Here is a 22,091-nt window from a genome sequence, read left to right on the forward strand (position 1 = left end):
TCTTTCCATCGAGCTATTGTCAAATGTGGTGTATGGAAGATCATGCAGTAGCTTGTTGATGAGTCTCCATTTCTTTCACTCCATTGATGAAGCGAACATCTTTCACAACATCCGCTAGGAGTGCAAAACCTCGTAGACGACGCCACTTCGTCTCTGCACTGCGCATTAACTTGTAGGCCATCATCAACGTAGTCTTTCTGTTTCCACAGTTCTTCGTCTTGGTTCGTGCGTAAACGTACTGTGGCGAACATCGATTCTATTGGGTTGGTTGTCCTGATATGAACCCAGTGCTCTGCTGGGTAATCGTAGAACGCCAGCATTTCAGCTTTATCTTTCACCAAGCAGTCGGTTGCCTTTGGATACTTGGCTTCGAAGCGCTTCTGGAAGGTTGAGAAGGCGTGATAAGCATCATCTCTAGTCTCTGCCATCCAGATATCTTGCAGTGCTTCCTTCATTCGTGGTTGTACGCTTTTGGGCACCTTGTTAAGCACATTCGCCGTCTTATGTACCCAGCATCGTTGCTGAGTCGTTTGAGGCCAGCACTTAGCAACCGCTTTCCAGAAGCCAAGCGCGCCATCTCCGATGGCGAGCTTCGGTGCTAACTGTAATCCCTGCGCTCGTAGCTGCTCAATGAGTTCCGTCCAACTTGCTTCTGACTCTCTATGACCATCCAGAACGCCAAGGACTTCTTTGCGTCCAGTGTCATCGACACCAATGATGACGAGTAAGCAGAGCTTATCGTCCATCCTAACGTGACAGTAAACACCGTCAGCCCAAATGTAAACATAGCGGCGCCTACCGAGGTCACGCTTACGCCACTGTTCGTACTCCGCATACCAGCGCTCTTTGAGGCGACAGATGCTGTTGGCTGACAGGCCTTTCGCATCCTTACCAAGCAGAGACTCCAGAGCAGGCAGCATATCGCCCGTAGATATTCCCTTGAGATAGAGTAACGGGAGCAGTGTTGCAACGCTCTTTGTTCGCTTGAGATACGGTGGTATCAAGTTGCTATTAAATTTGACGCCATGCCCTGAGCGATCTCTTACCTTAGGAATTTGCACTTCGACATCACCGACACCGGTTTGCAAGGTTCGCTCAGGTAAGAAACCGTTGCGAACGATAGCTTGCTTGCCGTCAACCATAACATTCTGGTGTTGTGCAAGTAACTGTTGAAGCTCAGCTTCAACAGCTTGTGCAATCAAATCTCTAGCCCCTTGACGTATCAGTTCAGTAAGTGGGTCTTGTGGTGTATTCAGTGAAACAACAGTATTATCAGTCATGCGGTGTACCTTTCTGTTAATCGTTCTGGGGAGAACTGCATCAACAGATTACACCGCAACTTCCTTTCTCTTCCATACACCAGAAATCAGCATAGCTCCTTTCCATCTCATTTAGTTAAGTTCGTTTCTCAATCATAAAGAGAGTTAAAACTTACCGGCAATAAAAAAGGTGAATGATTGCTCATTCACCTCTCGTTATTTGTGTTTTTGATACTGACTGTATTTTTGAAGCTTACTGCACGCGGCGCAGTACTTGCTTCAGTGCGTCAAAGTCAGCGTCGAGATCTTCCGATAGCAGCTCCATCACAGCGTGCTTCGCTAGTGGCGCAGGAAGGTCGATATCTGATTCTAGAATATCATCCACCACTTCTTTGAACTTCGCAGGGTGAGCAGTACATAGGAACAGACCTGTTTCACCGTCTTGCAATTGTTCTTCAAGAACGCGGTAAGCAATCGCACCGTGCGGTTCACACAGGTAATCCATGGCGTATAAATCTTTTACTGACTGTGCGCTTTGCTCATCAGATACTGCACCTTTACCTAGCGTCTCCAAGCCCCACTCTTTGACGCGGCACAGCTCTTCAATACGAGGCCAGTTGTTTGGTTGGCTCACGTCCATCGCGTTCGATGTTGTTGCGACTGTTGGTTTTGGCTCCCACTTACCTGTTTCTAGGTAGCGCGGTACAGTGTCATTGGCATTAGTTGCAGCGATAAAGCGTTTGATAGGCAGACCCAGCGCTTTTGCCAGTAGACCAGCAGTTAGGTTACCAAAGTTACCGCTTGGTACAGACACGACTAGGTTTTCACGCTCTTGTTTGCTCATTTGCGCAGCGGCTTCAAAGTAGTAACAGATTTGCGCCATCAAACGGCTGATGTTGATTGAGTTTGCAGAGTTCAGACCGATCTCTTCACGCAGTGCAGAATCATCAAAAGCTTGCTTAACCAGTGCCTGACACGCATCGAAGTCTCCATCGATCGCGACAGTATGGATGTTCTTACCAAGCGTACAGAATAGCTTCTCTTGCAGTGGACTGATCTTGCCTTTCGGGTAAAGAATCACAACGTTGATGTCTTCCATACCGTAGAAAGCATGCGCAACGGCTGCGCCAGTATCGCCAGAAGTTGCCGTTAGGATAGTGATCTTGCCGCCATCCGAAACCGCAGCAAGAGATTGCGCCATAAAGCGACCACCAAAGTCTTTAAACGCAAGCGTTGGACCATGGAACAGCTCCAGTGCATAAACACCGTCTTTTACTTGATTGATAGGCGCAGGGAATTGGAATGCAGCATCAACAAGAGCATTCACTTGCTCTTCTGCAAGTTCATCGCCAATTAACGCTGATAGAATCTTAGTGCTACGAGAGACAAAGTCTTCTGCAAGCAGCGCATCGATATCTTCAAATTTTGGTAATTCCGATGGGAAAAATAGGCCTTGATTACGACCTAACCCTTGGCGAACGGCTTGGCCAAAGGAAACTTGTTCATCATTTTCTTTTATATTGTAAAGCTTCATAGCTCACTTCCTGTTACTTTCGAACCCTGCTTATCTAGACGACAAACGTGGACGAATCCTTCTTCGTTTTGTACGTAGTTCTGTTCTAACCAGCGAGCAACTCGCTCAGCGACATCTTTCTCTTTGCAAATACTGAACAGTGTCGGCCCACTGCCAGAAATACCGGTAGCCAATGCACCCGCAGACGCTGCGTATTGACGTGCATTCGCAAAACCCGGAAGCAGTTTCTCACGATACGGTTCTGCGATCACGTCTTTGATCATTTTTGCAGCAAGTTCTGGCTGACCAGAATGACACGCATGGATAAAGCCTGCAAGGTGGCGACCATGGGCAATGATATCTTGTCGACGGTATTGAGATGGTAGGATCTCACGCGCTTCTGCAGTGGACACTTTGATGCCCGGATATGCCATCACCCAATACCAATCATCAAAGCAAGGCACTTCTTGACTAATGATACCCAACTCTTCAAGCATCAACTGCACACCGCCAAGGTAACATGGTGCGACGTTATCGTAGTGAATACCACCAGAGATCTTGCCTTCCATTTCTCCCATCAGTGCCAGTAACTCTGTCTCGTTAAGTGGCTGTCCATGGAATCGGTTCAATGCATCTAATGCCGCAACGATAGAGCATGCACTTGAGCCTAAACCAGAGCCAATTGGCATGTTCTTTTCTAGCGTCATCTCAAGTGGTTTTAGCTCGACGCCTTTTTTGTCTAGCTCACGAGCAAACACTATCCAACAATCGTAAACAATGTTCTCTTTTGGCTCGGTAGGCAACTTTTCAACGAAGTCACCGGATGTTTTTAGGCTGAATGGCTCAGCTCCTGACTTTACCAATACTCGGTCGCCCAAAAGAGTGCCATCAACTGGGGACACCGCCGCCCCCAGAACGTCGAAACCAACGCTTACATTACCAATTGATGCTGGGGCATAAACCACAACATCCATATCACTTGAACTCATTGCCGTTATACCCCTAACTTCCAACCTAAAGTACGCATCACATCAGAGAATACGCCCGCTGCGGTCACTTCAGTACCAGCACCGTAACCACGCAATACCAGTGGAATTGGTTGGTAGTAGCGGCTATAGAAGGCCAGTGCGTTTTCACCATCTTTAATCTTAAACATCGGGTCGTTTTCATCGACTGCAGCAATACTTACCGTGCATTTACCGTCAACGATTTCCCCCACGTAGCGCAGTACTTTGCCTTCTTCTGCCGCTTTAGCTGACAGCTCTTTAAAGTACGTATCCGCTTCTGGCAGACGCTCCATGAATTCATCAACACTGCCTGAATCATCAAAGCCCGGTGGTAACGCTTGGTCAACAACGACATCTTCCAGTTCTAAAGACATGCCAGCTTCACGAGCAAGGATAAGTAGCTTACGTGCCACATCCATACCCGATAGATCGTCACGAGGATCCGGTTCCGTAAAGCCGTTTTGTTTCGCGATGTTTGTCGCTTCACTCAGGCTCATGCCTTCATCTAACTTACCGAAGATGTATGACAGAGAGCCAGAAAGAATACCGCTGAAGCGCTCTAGCTCATCACCCGCTGAGATTAGGTTTTGTAGGTTTTCGATTACCGGTAGACCTGCGCCTACGGTTGTTTCGTACATCAATTTACGACGAGAGCTGCGCGCTACATCGCGAAGTTGATGGTAGTACGCCATGCTTGCCGTGTTAGCTTTTTTGTTTGGTGTTACGACGTGGAAACCTGCAGCTAAGAAGTCTGCATACTGATTCGCAATGGCTTCGCTGGACGTACAGTCAACTAACACAGGGTTGATGATGTGATTACGTTGAACCAATGAAATCAGACGCGCTAGGCTGAATTCTTCAGTTGAAGCAGACATACGGTCACGCCAATGCTCTAGAGGAAGACCTTCACTATCAAGCAGAAGACCTTTGCTGTTTGCCAAACCACACACGCGAATCACGATGCCTTTCTCTGCAAGCTTCGCCTGTTGACGTTCGATCTGATCCACCAGCTCACCACCAACGCCACCAATACCAACAACGAATACGTCTAGGAAGTGCTTAGAGTTGAATAGGTTCTCGTGACACGCTTTGATTGCTTCAGAGATTTTGTCTTCAGGAATCACGGCAGAGATAGCACGCTCAGATGAGCCCTGTGCGATTGCCACGATGTTTACATTCACTTCAGCAAGAGATGAGAAGAAGCGAGAAGCGACACCGCGAGAAGTACGCATACCATCACCAACCAACGTCACAATAGACACATCGTCGATGAACTCGACTGGTTCAAGTAAACCGTCTTTTAGTTCCAACTCAAATGCGTCAGCCAACACTTGCTGTGCTTTGGCTTTATCTTGCGCTTCAATACAGAAGCTGATGCTGTACTCAGAAGAAGATTGTGTGATAAGTACGATAGACACGCCCGCTGATGACATCGCACCAAAGACACGGCTTGCCATGCCTACCATGCCCTTCATACCTGGGCCAGACACGTTAACCATCGTTAGATCATTTAGCGTCGTGATGCCTTTGATATCTAGATTATCTTCGCCAGTATCTTGGCCAATCAATGTACCCGCACCTTGTGGATTAAAGCTGTTTTTGATCAGGCATGGGATATGAAATTGTGCAATTGGTGCGATGGTTTTTGGATGCAGAACGGAAGCACCGAAGTAAGAAAGCTCCATCGCTTCTTGGTAGCTGAGCGACTTGAGTAGGCGTGCATCTTCAACTAGGCGAGGGTCACAGTTGTAAACGCCATCTACATCAGTCCAAATTTCACAGCAGTCTGCACGCAAACATGCGGCCAGTACCGCTGCGGAGTAATCAGAACCATTACGACCCAGAGTTACCAATTCACCTTTTTCATTACCAGCTGTAAAGCCCGGCATGATGCTGACATGGCCTTCTGGAAGCGGGTTTTGGCGGAAGTTCTGCGTAGAGACTTCAACATCAACCATCGCTTCTAGATGATCGCCTTTCGCGTATAGGTACTCAACCGGATCGATAAGATGCGCAGGTTGGCCTTTTGCTTCTAGTACCGCTTTCATCAGTTGAATCGACACACGCTCGCCTTTGCTGATAATGCGTGCGTTGACGTTGTTTGGACACATACCAAGAAGATTAATGCCGTGAACAAATTGACGTAATTGAGAAAGTGAGGTTTTAACTTGGTTATCGAAAGCCGTGCCATCCACATTTGGAACAACCGCTTGGATTTCGGAAAATAGCGTTTTAAACGACGCTTCTAGCTCATTGATTTGAAGCTCTGCTTCACCGTTTCGAAGTGCGCCTTCGATCACCGCAACAAGCTTATTGGTCGTTTTACCCGGTGCAGAAAGCACAACTGCAACGTCTTCCTGTTGAGCGTTATTGGCAATGATATCCGCTGCTCTTAAAAAGCGATCTGCATCTGCTAATGATGAGCCGCCAAACTTCAATACTCGCATCCCTTCCTCCGATGTATCTTCTTAATTCTGTCTAAATTTCATTTAAAAAAGCATAAAAAAAGGCCTGTATCTTGTTGGATACAGGCCTTTTTTGTGAATTTCTTTCGCTCAGCAGCCTGCCCCAACATTGGTCGTGTTGGTAATAATAATGGTTGTGGTCATTACTACTAGGCTATTTGATGGCATAAATAAATATTCAACGATAATTGTGTGTTTGCTTAACTCTACGTTTACCGAGTTTCCGGTACAGAGTCAACAAAAAATTGTCTATTTTCCGGTCTTGTAGTGATTTCTGCTACGCAATGTCTTTGATATTTCAATGTAATTACAAAGGGTTGCGAATTATCATAGTCAATTGAACTTTTTCTCTCTCTACAACGGTCTGTTTGATATAGAAGCAAATAGCGGTGATGACACTTGATCCTCTTCTATCTACATATGATCAAAACATCGATCCTCATGAATACTAATTAACAACAAGTTAACTGTGATCAAGGTTCATAGGATTGAATTAAGTAGAAAATAAGTGAGCTGACTTTCATATTCTATGCTTTAATATTGAGAAGCTTTAAGCACATACTAATAACAAAGTTCGACACAAGGAGTGGTCAACATGAAAAAATGGATTTTTCTGTTACTGTTTGTTGTGCCTAGCATTTGTGCTGCAAATGAGTTGCCACCTCTCCCAGGAAAAACCACAGCTTCCCCACACAAGCTTTTCATTTCTAGTGAAAACTACCATACCGAGAGCTTTGACGTTTGGAATATTGATGGCGGTTACGCGTATGAGCTGTTTGACTCGGTTGATCTTTACGTAGGTGCGCGTGTAAATAATTCACCAACGCAAAACCAAAGTGGCTTTTTGAGTGGGATCAGTTATCACTTAAATGATCGCGTCACCGTTAAAAGTACAGTTCGCTCTTATAAAGCGGAAACGACCGAAGGTATTCGTGAAGAAGACAGTAGCCTCGCTGCCGAAGTTTCAAGCCGCGTAAAAATCACCGAAAACTTAGATCTTCACGCCACTTTAGATTATCAAGATTGGCAACAAGGCTTTGAAGTCGGACTTGGTTTCCGCTTTTAAAAATCCAACGCCTCTTTAGAGATCAATACGCCATTCCAATCCGCATACACGTAATGCTTAGGTTGAACAATTTGGTTCTGCATTGTCAGCGTAACATTCACTTCTCCGACATCACGCTTTTCTGTTTTAAACGGACATGTGCCTAGGGCTTGAACACCAATGTCCATTTGAGAAATCTGAGCTACATCGCGAATCGCTCCGTACACTATGATGCCTTCCCAACCATTTTCGATCCCAAGAATCGCTAATTGATCGCCTAGCAAGGCTTTTTGACAAGAGCCGTGTCCGTCAACAATTAGTACTTTGCCAGTACCATTATCGCTCAGTACCTCGCGAACTTTTGAATTATCATGGTAGCAACGCACTGTGACTATCTCTCCATGAAACGCGGTACGTTGACCAAAATTCTGCAATGGCAGACTCAGTAACGTAACTTGTTCTTCAAATTGGTCACAAATATCTGGTGTTATGTCTCTCATAGTTCCTCCGTGAAATGTCTCACCCGAGCAAAACTCCAGTGAGTAGTATCCTTCTATACCAGTCTGGATTTCATCGAACCAAGCTTGTGCAAAATCTCTGGCTCTGAACACGCTATCAGGTAAAGCTCGTCATCAATGACGTAGTAAATCGCATTCTGTTGGAAATCTTTTGCCAGCACTATCGCCGCTTCTGGCGTGAGTTCTGCTGCGTAACTTTCTTCAAACCATTCGAATGCCTGATCACCAACCGTGACAGGCACGTGTTTAACGTGGTTTAATTGCTTTTCGAGTTCATGATTACTTATGCAATTCATCTCTTTTGACCGCAAATTACTGTAAGGGTTCCAAGCGGTTATCACTGCGTAACTTGAAGAACACCAATCAGTATGAAAACGAAAGAAAGATTCTGAATAAGCATTCCATAACGATGCGTCTATGTTCGTATTACTTTTTTCTATCATAACTCTTAAACGATTAATAACGGTTACATTTCATCAATTGATGTAAATCAACAAACTGAATGGAATTAACATTTGAGCATTGTTAGCATGCTGTTAACAATATAAAATCCGCTCCATATCTTAGGGTGTTTACGTTTCAGGCCCCGCGAAGGCTAGGAAATGAAAGGTAAACAAGCCCTATAGAATAAACGTCGCCATCGGATACTGGTGAGTTGGCAAAATTCCAAGGAAGGCGGATAACTGAAAGAAGTGTTTTTTTGATCAACTTGATTTATTATCAAAATCACATTACCTGTATGTTATATTTTTGCCTAGAATTTATTCTATTAGCACAATTTTGTCACAAATTTAGGTACCGCCAATGCAAACCCCGCAGATTCTTATCGTAGAAGATGAGCAAGTAACTCGTAACACTCTTAAGAGTATTTTTGAAGCAGAGGGATACGCTGTTTTTGAAGCCAGTGACGGTGAAGAGATGCACCAAGTGTTGTCTGAAAATTCAATCAACTTGGTTATCATGGACATTAATCTTCCAGGCAAGAATGGTCTCCTTTTAGCACGTGAACTTCGCGAGCAAGCGAACATCGCACTGATGTTCCTAACTGGTCGTGACAATGAAGTAGACAAGATCCTAGGTCTTGAGATCGGTGCTGATGACTACATCACTAAACCATTCAACCCACGTGAACTGACTATCCGCGCACGTAACCTGCTAAGCCGCTCAATGAGCACTAACGCAGTACAAGAAGAGAAGCGCTCGGTAGAAAAATATGAGTTCAACGGTTGGGTGCTAGACATCAACAGCCGCTCTCTTGTGAGCCCAGCTGGCGATGGCTACAAACTGCCTCGTTCTGAGTTCCGTGCACTTCTGCATTTCTGTGAGAACCCAGGCAAGATTCAAACTCGTGCTGATCTTCTTAAGAAGATGACGGGCCGTGAGCTTAAGCCACACGACCGTACTGTTGACGTGACTATCCGTCGCATTCGTAAGCACTTTGAATCTGTATCAGGTACTCCTGAAATCATCGCGACGATTCACGGTGAAGGTTACCGCTTCTGTGGCGATCTAGAAGACTAATCGCTTCAACACAAACAATAAGGGCTTGCTCCATGAGCAAGCCCTTTTTTTATCTGAGAAAACGCAATATCAGTATACTTTATCGATCTTAATGTGTTTCTCAACCAACCAGCCTTTCTTACCAGCATCATCTAATAACAAAGCTAAGTCGACTGACTTTTCCATATCCGCTTCAATTTGCCAAACAAAGGCGACTTCCCACTGGTTCTCACTATGAGTACGTAACTCAAGCAAGTCACCATCAATTTGCCATTCAGAATCGCCTTGTTTGATGATCAATGAATCCACGGTCAAGTTGGCTGGTAGTTCCTTGTCTGATTTCAAGTACAACGCACCATGTACGTTTTGCTCTTGAACCTCACCAATGGTTGGCATTAGGTTTACCCACAAGTTGCTTTTCAGCTCAACATTCACTTTATTCATGGTGATTTGGCTGTCTTCTTGCCAACCCACTTGAGGAGCAGAACTACAACCAGCAAGTAATGCGATTGCCAGTGCTGCCGATGCAAACTTCTTCATGTTATTTCCTCTGTTCCAACCAACTTTTTAAGACTTGAATGTCATTTTGATATTCATTTTTTATTTCTTCGACCCAGTCCGAGATATTTTCCCACCAAGCAGGCATATCCGGAGATTGTGCCTTCTGTGCAACACTTTGGATGTGTTTAAGACCAATAGAACCCGCGGCGCCTTTGATCTTATGCGCCTCTGAAACAATACCATCTTGGTCTTTCGCCATCATGTTCGAGTCTAAAATCTGAATGTAGTCTGGCATCATGTCTTCGAACATCTTGATACTGTCATAAACAGGTTTCACACCCACGATATCCACGTATGACTCTAGCATATCCAAATCAAGTAAATGGGTATTGATGACGGGCGATGGGGTCGGTGTAACATCCTCAACGAGCTCAGGCTCAACAACCTCTTCTTCTTGGTTATCAATACGATTAACGAAGAACTTATCAATCACTGATTGCATCGCTTGTACCGCAAGTGGTTTGCTGATTGCATCGTCCATACCGTTGTCTAAGTATTCACGACGATCTTTCATCACATTCGCCGTTAGTGCTACTAATGGCGGCAAGTGGTCGTAATGCTCACGGTAGTACTTAGCCACATCAAAACCTGTCATGTCTGGTAGTTGTATATCCAGCAATGCTAAGTCATATTCGTCTGGTACAAAGTTCACCAGCGCTTCTTCACCTGTCATGGCTACAGTGACGGTATGTCCCAAGCTTTCAAGCAGTGACTTAGCAACAGTAATGTTCAGTTCGATATCTTCTACCATAAAGATATTTAGATGCACTTTATCTCGCTGAGCATCGATAACAGGCTCTTCCAATTCAACAATCGGAACGTGAATTGAAACGGTAAAGGTACTACCGAAGCCCTCTTCACTCGCAACAGTAATATCGCCATCCATCATGTTGATAAGCTGCTTAGAAACCGCCAAACCAATGCCGGTACCAACCGCATGAAGGTTGTCTTTGCCTGACTTCACTTGGTAGTACATCGCAAAAATCTTATCCAGCTCTTCTTCAGGAATACCAATGCCAGTGTCTTCTACTTCCATGATGATGGTCGCGTAGTCGTCTTCGACATCTGCGCTGACTGTCATGACGACGCCACCTTCTTTGGTGAACTTCATTGCGTTGCTAACCAAGTTCCAGATAACCTGACGCAAGCGGGTCGCATCCACTTCAATCGCTTTTGGTAATGCGCTCAAGCGTTCAAGGTCGAAACGCAACCCTTTCTGCTCCGCCATCAGAGCAGAGATGCTTTCAATCTCTGCTACAAAATCCTCAAAGTTCAATGGTGCAGGCAGCAGTTCCAATTTACGACGGTCGAATTTATCCATATCGATAATGTCGTTGAAGATGTTGCCCAATGTAATGGCACTGACGTTAATAGTTTGCATGTGCTTACGCTGCTCTTGCGTTAACTGACTATCGAGCAACATTCGGCTCAAACCAACGATGCCATTCAATGGCGTGCGCAGTTCATGACTGATGGTGGAGATAAAGGTGGTCTTGTCACGGCTGGCTTTTTCTAACGATTCTTCATGGCGTTTACGTTCGGTAATATCTCGTCCAAAGCCAACTAGACCAAGGTGACGGCCATCTTTACTGTAGAAAGGTACTTTGCGCAATTCGAAGTAGTGTTTGCGACCATCTGGATATTCAAGCCATTGCTCATAAGTGATGGCCTGATTATCTGCAAAGACTTTTTGGTCGGTATCAACGATGTGCTCGGCCACTTCTTTGCTGTAAACATCCCATGGGCTTAGGCCCACCAATTGATGCTCTTTCTTACCAGTGAGTTCTTCCATTGCTCGGTTACAACCAGAGAAGACACCATCGGCGTTACGGTAGTAAATCAAGTCTGGAGATGCATCAATGAAAGAGCGTAAAAGTGCGGTACGCTCGGCAAGCTCTAACTGAGTGCGTTCACGTTGGAATACTTCGTTCTCCAAATCTTGCATGGCTTCTTCGCGCGCTTCTTCCGCTTTAATGCGCTCTTCAATTTCTTGATTGAGCTTTTCAATGTTCTGCTGCAATTGGAAGTTCAGTTCTTGGTCACGCGAGCGCATGTCTTTCAGCTTAGAGACTAGTTTGGTCAATCGTTGACGAGATTCTTCTAGCTGATCAACAACAACGGAAAGAAAATACACCGCCCAAGGGGTAATAAGCAGACCAAAGAAAACAGAACGAACAATATCAATATCGTCGACGTTCCCTTTCAAGGCGAGCGTAATACCAACTTGCACCACAACAGCCAGTGCCACCAGCGCTAAGGCCAGCAATATAGAGAAACGGACAATCCCCAGCTTAACCAATAGGTCAACATAGTACTGGGCGAGGTTTTTCATGGGCTTCATTCACTACTCCATGGAACAAGCTAGATATCGAACCCTGACAGTTAGAGAAGTTAAAACAGTGAAGATATTTCGAGCTGTTTTAAGTTTGGCAATACACATTGGCGAACCAGCGAAGCTTCAGGGCTAGCAGACACCTCACACCATGTATGGGCAGTTTAACGTGTTTAATACGGTGATTAAAACCGCCTACTCTCAACTTAGAGCAAGCGGTCACAAAGCGTTAGCAAGAACTTGGATGAACACTGGTTCGATCACGACCATCGGCCTTCGCTTGGTAGAGTGCACTGTCTGCCATCGCGACCCCCATTTCAGGTTCATCGCCGTGCTGAGGAATGTAAGAGACAAAGCCGATACTGACTGTCAATTGAGCAAAAGCTTCTGAACAGCAATGTTCGATGCCGAGGTCATGAATGCGTTCATGTATCCGCAGAGCGACTTTTTGAGCCCCTTCCGTCGTGGTATTTGGCAAGATGAAAGCGAACTCCTCACCACCATAACGAGCGACACAATCAGAAGAGCGACTGACCACCTGCTGGAATACCGATGCCACTTTAATCAGCGCCTCATCACCTTGTTGATGGCCGTAGCAGTCGTTATAGCGCTTAAAGAAGTCGATATCACATAGCATGATACACAGAGGTAGCTTCTCTCGAACATGATGGTACCAAAGCGTATCGAGTTGCTCGTCAAATCGGCGTCGGTTTGCGACTTGAGTTAGGCTGTCTAAGAAACTGAGTTTCTCCAACTCCAAGTTGGCTTCTTCCAGTTTCTGCTCCGCAAGATAACGTTCAGAAATATCGCGAGCCATGATCAGCACACCATTGGTACCAGAAGCTTTATCTTTAAAGGGTGACTTCACCACATCAAACCATGTGTAATAACCGTCGGTACTGGTCACTTTGTCGATATAACGCACGGGGTGAGTTTGCTGTAAAGCCTGAAGATCACTGGCTTCTAGGCGGATGTAAATATCTTCAGGGATCACATCTTGTAGACGCTTTCCAATTAGGTCTGAAACATCTGGAATCCCTAAAGCATTAACAAACGGCTTATTACACGCTTGATACACCATGTTTTCATTGAAGATACCGATCGAATCTGGACTGGCGTCCAAAATGGTCTGAAGAATGGTGTCACGTTGAGCCAGAGCCACTTCCGTATCTTTACGACGCTCCATTTCATCACGTAAGTTTTGCTGCATCTTATGCCATTCAGTTACATCATGGCTAATTGACAGCGTCCCTATCATTTCCCCAGTTTGAGACACTAGTGAATTCTGATTCACTTCTAGCAAACAACTGCGTCCTTGAGGATCCGTTGTCCAACGACGGTCACTTTTTCTAGCAGACATCGAACTGGATTTTGAAGTGCATGCTTCGTTTTCTCGACCTTGCCAAAATTGATCAAACGCGCGGTTAGTGGTCAGTACTTTACCTTTTTGATCTTGCAAACAAATCAATTCAGACAACGAGTCCAAGGCAGAACGAGCAATGTTTAGTTGGGCCAGTTCTTGTTGCTGATCTTTCTGGGTCATTTGATGACTTTGAGCATACAGAATCCATACTCTTTGCCTACGCAGTAAGCTCTTTCGACCAGATAACTCAACTTTGATGCTTTCACCATCGGATAAACGCCAGTCAAAAATTTGCTGGCTAAATTGTCGGTTTGAAAAGCTATCAAGCAATACGACAAGTTCATCTAAATTAAATGAAGCCGGATAAAGAAAACCAGAACCTAAAGGACGAATAGCCAATAGTTGCATCGCGGGATGGTTAGATAACAGAAGCTGCCCATGGTTAGCATCAACCACAAGCACAGGATAAGGAGAATCAGTAACAACGTACTTTAAAGCGGTTTGAAAACGTAAATAAATTAATGTAACGGCAACGGCAAACACGAAAAAGAGCAGGACTACAAATTCGTAGTTGCCCCACCCATCCCATAACCAATCGAGTAACTGATCCATTTTTCCGACCTTTAATGCAAATCGGGAAAAATATACCAGTTATTAATCGATCAATCTGCCTTTAATTCTGGCTTACTATAGATGAAAGGGTCACCATTCAAACTGCCCTGAGCCCCCTCGCGATCCAAAGCTCTTCCTATCTCTGTCATCGCTAGCCAACGATTTTCACACCACAACGGGGAGAGCAATGTTGGGCGACGTGCAGCCGAAGAGACACGATGATAAATCACCTCTTTAGGGGTCATACGGATCATTTCACTGGCAATCGCTACATACTCTTCCAATTCTGGAGCTTCTAGTTTTCCAGCACGCCATGCCTTTGCCATCGTGCTACCATCAACAATATGCAAGCCATGCAACTTGATGCCATCAGTGCCTACTTCAAGGACTTTACGCAGTGTTTCAATGTTATCGCTGCGTGTTTCTTTTGGTAAGCCAACAATAAGATGAGTACATACTTTGATACCTAGCGCACGAGCGCGCTTGGTGATATCAGCATAGCACTCAAAATCGTGACCTCGGTTGATTCGCTTAAGTGTGTCGTTCTTGGCAGTTTGAAGGCCCAATTCCAACCAGATCTCATAACCTTGATTGACATAATCCGACAACAGATCCAATACGGCATCAGGAACACAATCTGGACGAGTGCCTACACACAACCCCACGATGTCAGCGGCCTTGAGAGCTTCTTCATACATATTTTTCAATACCTGCACTTCCGCGTATGTGCTGGTATAGGCTTGGAAGTAAGCAAGGTACTTTTTCGCACGATGGATCTCTCCCGCACGATCTTTCAATTGATCATGAATGCTTTTGATCTGGACTTCTTCATCCGCAAAGGACGCGACATTACAAAACGTGCAACCACCTCGACCAATGGTGCCGTCGCGGTTTGGGCAGCTAAAGCCACCATGTAAAGTCAGCTTATGGACTTTTTCGCCGTAACGACGCTGAAGGTCTTGACCTAGTGTGTTGACCAACTCATGTAACTGCATAGATTCTCACCAATCGTAAACCGTAATAAATCTCACTACGATCTATGTAAATAAATTACATCCCTGCAAGAAAAAACAAATAATTCTAGTCAATTCAAACAAGAGCATAATGGTTTGAAATCAATAAAACTGCATAAAACCAACCTAAAAGCAGCCATGTTGCGCAATTGTTAAACAAAAAGTGCATATTTAAACGAAAAAATTGGGTCACAAAAGCGACTTTTCATTGCATTACGAAGTCACAAAATTGTAGGATACTTACACAACCCCGCTGTTTTTGTGACTTTTATTACAATGACAACTGCGGGAATTGTCGGCGATACCCCGCTCCCACCGATATAAATCACTAGATAGTGATAATAAATAAAGGGATATCACCAAGGATTGTTTTTCTCGCAAAATTTTTCCTGCGAGATACGGAAAGGAATCAAAACTGACCAACCTAGGTCGGTTTCGAATCATAAATATAAAGGACAAGACGCACAGAGTGTACCTAAGACAGCCAAGATCTGTCTGGGATTCTTGCGTCGACATTGAACTGGAAGGATGTATCTATGGTAGATAGAGAGCAAAATTCACAGGGTCTGTACACTCCGGAGCTGGAGCATGACGCTTGTGGTATCGGTTTTGTTGCTCACCTTAAAAACCGTAAATCTCATGAAGTAGTGACTCAAGCACTAGATATGCTGGCTCGCATGGAACACCGTGGTGGTCAAGGCTGTGACCCATGTAGCGGTGATGGCGCAGGTATCTTGCTACAGAAACCTCATGAATTCCTATTAGAAGAAGCCGTTAAGCTAGGCATTAAACTGCCTTCGTTTGAAAAGTATGGTGTTGGTGTCGTTCTTTTCCCGAAAGACGAATACAAACGCGAACAATGCCGTGACATTCTAGAACGTAACGCACAACGTCTAGATCTTGAAGTTATCGGTTACCGAGTACTGCCAACCGACAATTCAATGATCGGTGCAGACCCACTAAGCACAGAGCCTCAGTTTGAGCATGTGTTTATCTCTGGCGGTCCTGGCATCACACCTGAAGAGCTAGAACGCAAACTGTACGTACTTCGTAACTACACTGTACGTGTTTGCCTAGAAAGCGTTTCGAACATTGGTGACGACTTCTACATTAACTCAATGTCTTACAAGACATTGGTGTACAAAGGTCAGTTAACAACCGAGCAAGTACCTCAGTACTTCCTTGATCTGCAAAACCCGACCATGGTGACTGCACTAGCACTTGTACACTCTCGTTTCTCTACCAACACCTTCCCGAAATGGCGTCTTGCACAGCCTTTCCGTTACATTGCCCACAACGGTGAAATCAATACAGTTCGCGGTAACTTGAACTGGATGAAAGCCCGTGAAGCAATCCTAGAATCAGACCTGTTTACTCAGGCTGAAATCGACATGCTTCTTCCAATCTGTCAGGAAGGCAGCTCGGATTCATCTAACTTTGACATGGCACTTGAGCTCCTAGTTCTTTCTGGTCGCAGCCTGCCACACGCATTGATGATGATGATCCCGGAAGCATGGCAAGAAAACAAAAACATGGATCCGAAGCGTCGCGCGTTCTATCAGTACCACGCGAACATCATGGAACCATGGGATGGTCCTGCTTCAGTATGTTTTACTGATGGTGTTCAAGTTGGTGCGACACTAGACCGTAACGGTTTGCGCCCTTCTCGCTACACAGTGACCAAGGATAACTTCCTAGTGATGGCATCAGAGTCTGGTGTTGTGGATATTGAACCAGAGAACGTTGAGTTCCGTGGTCGTCTACAACCAGGTCGTATCTTTGTTGCAGACCTAGAGCAAGGTCGCATCATCTCTGATGAAGAAGTGAAAGACACCATCGCAACGGCGCAGCCTTACGAGAAGTGGGTAGAAGAAAACCTACTGAGCTTGAAAAAGCTGCCAGACGCGAGCAACCAGTTCAGCCAACCTTCTCCAGAACGTTTGCTACACCGCCAACAAGCTTTCGGTGTGAGCACTGAAGAAGTGAACGAAATCATCGTTCCAATGGCGAATGATGCGAAAGAGCCATTATCAGCAATGGGTGCCGACTGGCCTCTTGCGGTTCTATCTCATCAATCTCAGCATCTTTCAAACTACTTCAAGCAGCTGTTTGCACAGGTAACTAACCCACCGATCGACCCGATCCGTGAGCGTATGGTTATGTCGCTGAACACTTACTTGGGTAAAGACCAAAACCTTCTGACTGAAACACCACTTCACTGTCAGAAAGTAGAATTAGAATCACCTGTTCTGGCGAACTCAGAGCTTGAAAAACTGCGTGCGATCGATAACGAGCACCTGCAAGCGAAGACGCTGGATATCGTATTCCAAGCTAATGAAGATCAAGGCAAGCTTGAGCGCGCACTAAAACGTATTTGCCAATACGCAGAAGACGCGGTTATCGATGGTTACTCAATCATCCTACTAACTGACCGTGCAGTGAACTCAAACCATGCGGCGATCCCAGCAATGCTGGCGGTTGGTGCAGTACACCACCATTTGATCCGTAAAGGTCTACGTGCGAAGTGTGACATCGTGGTTGAAACCGGTGACGCACGTGAAACGCACCACTTTGCAACGCTACTTGGTTACGGTGCGAATGCAGTTAACCCATACCTAGTGATTGAAACCATCATTGAGCTTCAACGTACTAAGAAATTGGATCCAGAAGCGAACCCTCGCGATCTGTTCAACAACTATCGTAAAGCGATCAATGGCGGTCTTCTGAAGATCTTCTCGAAGATGGGTATCTCTACGCTACAGTCATACCACGGCGCGCAAATCTTCGAAGCCTTGGGCATCCACAAATCAGTGGTCGACAAATACTTCACAGGTACAGTTTCTCGTATCCAAGGTCTAACCCTTGATGATATCGCCAAAGAAGTGCTGATCCGTCACCGCATCGGTTACCCACAACGCGAAATTCCAATTCAAATGCTGGATGTTGGTGGTGTTTACCAATGGAAACAGCGTGGTGAGAAGCACCTATTCAACCCAGAAACCATTTCTCTACTGCAAGAGTCTACACGCAACAAGAACTACGATCAGTTCAAGCAGTACGCGACAGCAGTAGATAAACAAGGTGACAACGCGGTAACTCTGCGTAGCCAACTTGAGTTTATTAAGAATCCAGCCGGTTCTATCTCTATCGACGAAGTCGAGCCAATTGAAAGCATCGTGAAACGCTTCGCGACAGGTGCTATGTCATTCGGTTCTATTTCTTACGAAGCACACTCCACACTGGCAGTTGCGATGAACCGTCTTGGCGCGAAATCGAACTCTGGTGAAGGTGGTGAAGACCCAATGCGTTTCGAGCGCAAAGAGAACGGCGATTGGGAACGCTCTGCAATCAAGCAGGTGGCTTCAGGTCGTTTCGGTGTAACCTCTTACTACCTAACTAACGCTGAAGAGCTGCAAATCAAAATGGCTCAAGGTGCGAAGCCAGGTGAAGGTGGTCAGCTACCAGGCGATAAAGTGGATGATTGGATCGGTGCAACACGTCACTCGACTCCGGGCGTTGGCCTTATCTCGCCACCACCACACCACGATATCTATTCAATCGAAGATTTGGCTCAGCTTATCTACGACTTGAAGAACGCGAACCGCGCGGGCCGTGTAAACGTGAAGCTGGTATCGGAAGCAGGCGTAGGTACGATCGCTTCTGGTGTAGCGAAAGCGAAAGCGGACGTTGTACTAATCGCAGGTTTTGACGGCGGTACTGGTGCATCACCAATGTCTTCAATCCGTCATACCGGTCTTCCTTGGGAACTTGGTTTGGCAGAAACGCACCAAACACTACTGAAGAACGGTCTACGTAACCGTATCGTGGTTCAAGCAGATGGTCAGATGAAGACACCTCGTGACCTTGCAGTGGCAACACTACTTGGTGCAGAAGAATGGGGCGTGGCAACCGCAGCATTGGTGGTTGAAGGTTGTATCATGATGCGTAAGTGTCATAAGAATACCTGTCCTGTTGGTATCGCAACTCAGAACAAGACGCTTCGCGAGCGCTTTGATGGCCGCGTAGAAGACGTCGTAACCTTCTTCCAATACATGGCACAAGGTCTGCGTGAAATCATGGCTGAACTTGGCTTCCGCACTATCGATGAGATGGTCGGTCAAGGTCAGAAACTGAAGATTCGCCAAGACGTTTCTCACTGGAAATACAAGAACCTAGATCTGTCTCCTGTTCTCCACGTTGAGCAACCACGCGAAGCTGATGGTGTATTCAACCAAGCTCAGCAGAACCACAACCTAGAAGAAGTGCTAGACCGCAAGCTGATTCAAGCAGCGATTCCTGCACTCGAGAAAGGCGAAGCGGTGAATGCCGAATTCCCTATCGTCAACACAGACCGCTCTGCAGGTACCATGTTGTCGAACGAAATCTCGAAAGTGTACAAAGATGCGGGTCTACCTCAACCAATGAACGTGAAGTTCAAAGGTTCTGCGGGTCAGTCATTCGGTGCATTCCTAGCTAAGGGCGTGAAGTTCGAAGTGGAAGGCGACGCGAACGACTACTGGGGTAAAGGCTTATCTGGCGGTACGTTAGTACTTTACCCAGATGCGAAATCAAGCATTGTCGCGGAAGACAATATCGTGGTTGGTAACGTGTGTTTCTACGGTGCCACTTCGGGTGAGTCTTTCATTCGCGGTATGGCTGGTGAACGTTTCTGTGTTCGTAACTCAGGCGCGAAAGTAGTAGTAGAAGGCGTTGGTGACCACGGTTGTGAATACATGACGGGCGGTGCAGCCATCATCCTTGGTTCAACAGGTCGTAACTTTGCCGCAGGTATGAGTGGCGGCGTGGCTTACGTATGGGATAAATCAGGTGACTTTGAGTCAAAACTGAACCCAGAGCTAGTAGACCTAGATCCAATCGAGCAAGAAGACAGAGATCTATTACTCGACATGCTAACTAAGCATGTTCAATTCACAGGAAGTGAAGTCGCTCAGTCTTTCCTAGACAACTTTGAAGCAAGCCTAGCCTCTATGGTTAAGGTAATGCCGCGTGACTACAAAGCGGTTCTTCAAAAGCGTAAAGCTGAAGCACAGTCTCAAGGAAACGAAACTCAAGTGGAGGCCGTATAATGGGTAAGCCTACTGGATTTTTAGAGCATGGTCGTGAACTACCACAGAAGATCGACCCAGCTGAACGCATCAAGAACAACAAAGAGTTCGTTCTGAACGAGGAGTTTGGTGACAAGATCAATACTCAGGCTTCTCGTTGTATGGATTGTGGTGTGCCGTTTTGTCATAACGGCTGCCCTATCGGTAACATCATCCCAGAGTTTAACGATGCGGTTTATCGTGATAGCTGGGAAGAAGCATGGAACATTCTAAGCTCAACCAATAACTTCCCAGAGTTTACTGGTCGTGTTTGCCCGGCTCCATGTGAAAGTGCTTGTGTACTTGGCATCAACCAAGATCCAATCACTATCTGTAATATCGAGAAAACCATCGTAGAAACGGCGTATCGTGAAGGGTACGCCAAGCCAAAAACACCACGCTCTCGCACTGGCAAAACCGTTGCGATCATCGGTTCGGGCCCTGCTGGCCTTGCGGCTGCTGAGCAGCTAAACAGCGCCGGTCATACTGTGACGGTATTCGAGCGAGACGAGAAAGTAGGCGGTCTGCTGCGTTTTGGTATCCCAGATTTCAAACTGGGTATGGACGTGATTGATCGTAAGATCAACCTGATGGCAGAAGCGGGTATTGAATTCAAAGTTAACCAACATGTTGGTGTTGATGTGAATGCTCAGCAGCTGCGTCAAGAGTTCGATGTGGTTCTACTGACTGGTGGTTCAACCGTTCCTCGTGATTTGCCAGTTCCGGGTCGTGAACTAAAAGGCGTTCACTTCGCAATGGAATTCCTAGGTCAAAACAACCGCCGTGCCAACGACATGGATCTTAAAGGTGAAGAACTTCACGCCGCGGGTAAACATGTTGTCGTTATCGGTGGTGGTGATACGGGTTCTGACTGTGTAGGTACCTCAAACCGACATGGCGCAGCAAGCATCACTCAGGTTGAAATCATGCCGATTCCACCTGAGAAACGCCCTGCCAATATGCCATGGCCACAGTACCCAATGATCCTGCGTACTTCGACGTCTCATGAAGAAGGTGTTGATCGTCACTGGAACATCCTAACCAAAGAGTTCATCGGCAATGACAAAGGTGAAGTTACAGGCCTTCGTTTAGCTGATATCGTTTGGCAAGATGCGAAACCAGGCGAGCGTCCAAGCTTCAAAGAAGTAGAAGGCAGCGAACGTGTGATTCCATGTGATATGGCATTCCTAGCGATGGGCTTCCTGCACCCAGAACCAACTGGCGTGCTTGCTCAACTGGATATTGCTCTAGATGATCGCGGTAACGTAGCAACTCAAGGTTTTGCTACTAACCAAGAAGGTGTATTTGCTGCTGGTGATATGCGAACAGGCCAATCTTTGGTGGTTCGTTGTATCAATGAAGGCCGCGAATGTGCCCGTGCTATCGATGATTACCTAATGGGTGGCACAAACCTAGAAGCAAAAGCAGATTCACTGATGCTTTCTGCTTAAAGGGAGTGCGCTCACTTCCTCTTTTCGAGGCATAAACCCAGCCATCAGTACTATCGATGGTTGGTTGTCAGGAAAGAAAACAGTTCCTTCCAATCTTTTTATTTTGACCAGCATTTTGTGCTGGTCTTTTTTATTCCCGCCAGAATCAAATGTTACTTTTTTGTAACAATCACTTTTCTATCTCACTGTTTTTCTTGAACTATTTCAGCCAATTAAATGGTAAATCGCATATTCACGCGATGATTCACTAATAACTTGACCTTTTTTACAATAAGCTATAGCTTGTGAAGTTGGTGAAAATAAAACACACAATTTTTGTTAAGATATTTGACGAATTTTATTGAATA

13 protein-coding genes, 1 pseudogene and 1 other annotated feature are annotated in these 22,091 nt (G+C 45.8%); of the genes and pseudogenes, 4 read left to right on the forward strand and 10 right to left on the reverse strand.

The window, feature by feature from the left end; translation table 11 throughout:
* Positions 1 to 40: 40 nt before the first annotated feature.
* The 4 genes and pseudogenes from ITG12_RS08740 to thrA form a co-directional block, all read right to left on the reverse strand.
* Positions 41 to 1,280: pseudogene (locus ITG12_RS08740) on the reverse strand (IS256-like element ISVa19 family transposase).
* 232 nt (positions 1,281 to 1,512) lie between these two features.
* Positions 1,513 to 2,793 (reverse strand): threonine synthase, encoded by a 1,281-nt coding sequence (thrC, locus tag ITG12_RS08745; protein WP_038878173.1) that lies wholly within the window; start codon positions 2,791 to 2,793, stop codon positions 1,513 to 1,515.
* Complete coding sequence (gene thrB / locus ITG12_RS08750; protein WP_038878176.1) at positions 2,790 to 3,746, reverse strand: homoserine kinase; 957 nt, start codon at positions 3,744 to 3,746, stop codon at positions 2,790 to 2,792. The genes thrC and thrB overlap by 4 nt, the downstream gene beginning before the upstream one ends.
* Positions 3,747 to 3,766: 20 nt before the next feature.
* On the reverse strand, positions 3,767 to 6,226 hold the full coding sequence (gene thrA, locus ITG12_RS08755; protein ID WP_038878179.1) for a bifunctional aspartate kinase/homoserine dehydrogenase I: 2,460 nt from the start codon (positions 6,224 to 6,226) through the stop codon (positions 3,767 to 3,769).
* A gap of 53 nt (positions 6,227 to 6,279) precedes the next feature.
* Positions 6,280 to 6,399: a sequence feature (Thr leader region), on the reverse strand.
* 440 nt (positions 6,400 to 6,839) lie between these two features.
* On the opposite strand from thrA, the gene ITG12_RS08760 reads away from it, so the two are divergent.
* Positions 6,840 to 7,310, forward strand: coding sequence for a hypothetical protein (locus tag ITG12_RS08760; RefSeq protein WP_038866336.1), 471 nt, complete (start codon positions 6,840 to 6,842; stop codon positions 7,308 to 7,310).
* On the opposite strand, the gene ITG12_RS08765 is transcribed toward ITG12_RS08760, so the two are convergent.
* Together ITG12_RS08765 and ITG12_RS08770 are read right to left on the reverse strand one after the other, a co-directional pair.
* The gene (locus tag ITG12_RS08765) at positions 7,307 to 7,789 is read right to left on the reverse strand and encodes a putative 4-hydroxy-4-methyl-2-oxoglutarate aldolase (protein ID WP_038866333.1); all 483 of its coding nucleotides are present in this window, start codon (positions 7,787 to 7,789) and stop codon (positions 7,307 to 7,309) included. The two genes, ITG12_RS08760 and ITG12_RS08765, sit on opposite strands and share 4 nt — an antisense overlap.
* A 53-nt stretch (positions 7,790 to 7,842) precedes the next feature.
* The gene (locus ITG12_RS08770) at positions 7,843 to 8,250 is read right to left on the reverse strand and encodes a DUF3293 domain-containing protein (RefSeq protein ID WP_038866331.1); all 408 of its coding nucleotides are present in this window, start codon (positions 8,248 to 8,250) and stop codon (positions 7,843 to 7,845) included.
* Positions 8,251 to 8,611: 361 nt separating this feature from the next.
* Here ITG12_RS08770 and arcA point away from each other — a divergent pair, with 361 nt between their 5' ends.
* Positions 8,612 to 9,328 carry a two-component system response regulator ArcA gene (arcA, locus tag ITG12_RS08775; protein ID WP_038866329.1) on the forward strand — a complete coding sequence of 239 codons (717 nt, stop codon included), beginning with the start codon at positions 8,612 to 8,614 and terminating at the stop codon, positions 9,326 to 9,328.
* A 69-nt stretch (positions 9,329 to 9,397) separates the two neighbouring features.
* Here arcA and ITG12_RS08780 read toward each other — a convergent pair whose 3' ends face one another.
* From ITG12_RS08780 to ITG12_RS08795, 4 genes are all read right to left on the reverse strand, one after another.
* Positions 9,398 to 9,847 carry a hypothetical protein gene (locus ITG12_RS08780; RefSeq protein WP_038866326.1) on the reverse strand — a complete coding sequence of 150 codons (450 nt, stop codon included), beginning with the start codon at positions 9,845 to 9,847 and terminating at the stop codon, positions 9,398 to 9,400.
* Between the two features lies 1 nt (position 9,848).
* Complete coding sequence (gene arcB / locus ITG12_RS08785) at positions 9,849 to 12,209, reverse strand: aerobic respiration two-component sensor histidine kinase ArcB (protein ID WP_038878182.1); 2,361 nt, start codon at positions 12,207 to 12,209, stop codon at positions 9,849 to 9,851.
* Positions 12,210 to 12,429: 220 nt separating this feature from the next.
* The gene (locus tag ITG12_RS08790) at positions 12,430 to 14,175 is read right to left on the reverse strand and encodes a diguanylate cyclase (protein ID WP_038878184.1); all 1,746 of its coding nucleotides are present in this window, start codon (positions 14,173 to 14,175) and stop codon (positions 12,430 to 12,432) included.
* Between the two features lie 50 nt (positions 14,176 to 14,225).
* Complete coding sequence (locus ITG12_RS08795) at positions 14,226 to 15,170, reverse strand: TIGR01212 family radical SAM protein (RefSeq protein ID WP_038878188.1); 945 nt, start codon at positions 15,168 to 15,170, stop codon at positions 14,226 to 14,228.
* A 554-nt stretch (positions 15,171 to 15,724) separates the two neighbouring features.
* Between ITG12_RS08795 and gltB the strand changes: the two genes are divergently transcribed.
* Positions 15,725 to 20,275, forward strand: coding sequence for a glutamate synthase large subunit (gltB, locus tag ITG12_RS08800; protein ID WP_005425388.1), 4,551 nt, complete (start codon positions 15,725 to 15,727; stop codon positions 20,273 to 20,275).
* Positions 20,275 to 21,744: a glutamate synthase subunit beta gene (locus tag ITG12_RS08805; protein WP_009703022.1), complete on the forward strand. Its 1,470-nt coding sequence runs from the start codon at positions 20,275 to 20,277 to the stop codon at positions 21,742 to 21,744. The genes gltB and ITG12_RS08805 overlap by 1 nt, the downstream gene beginning before the upstream one ends.
* The last annotated feature ends 347 nt before the right edge of the window (positions 21,745 to 22,091 follow it).

This window comes from Vibrio sp. ED002 (genome assembly GCF_023277445.1).
In the GTDB taxonomy this organism is placed as follows: domain Bacteria; phylum Pseudomonadota; class Gammaproteobacteria; order Enterobacterales; family Vibrionaceae; genus Vibrio; species Vibrio jasicida.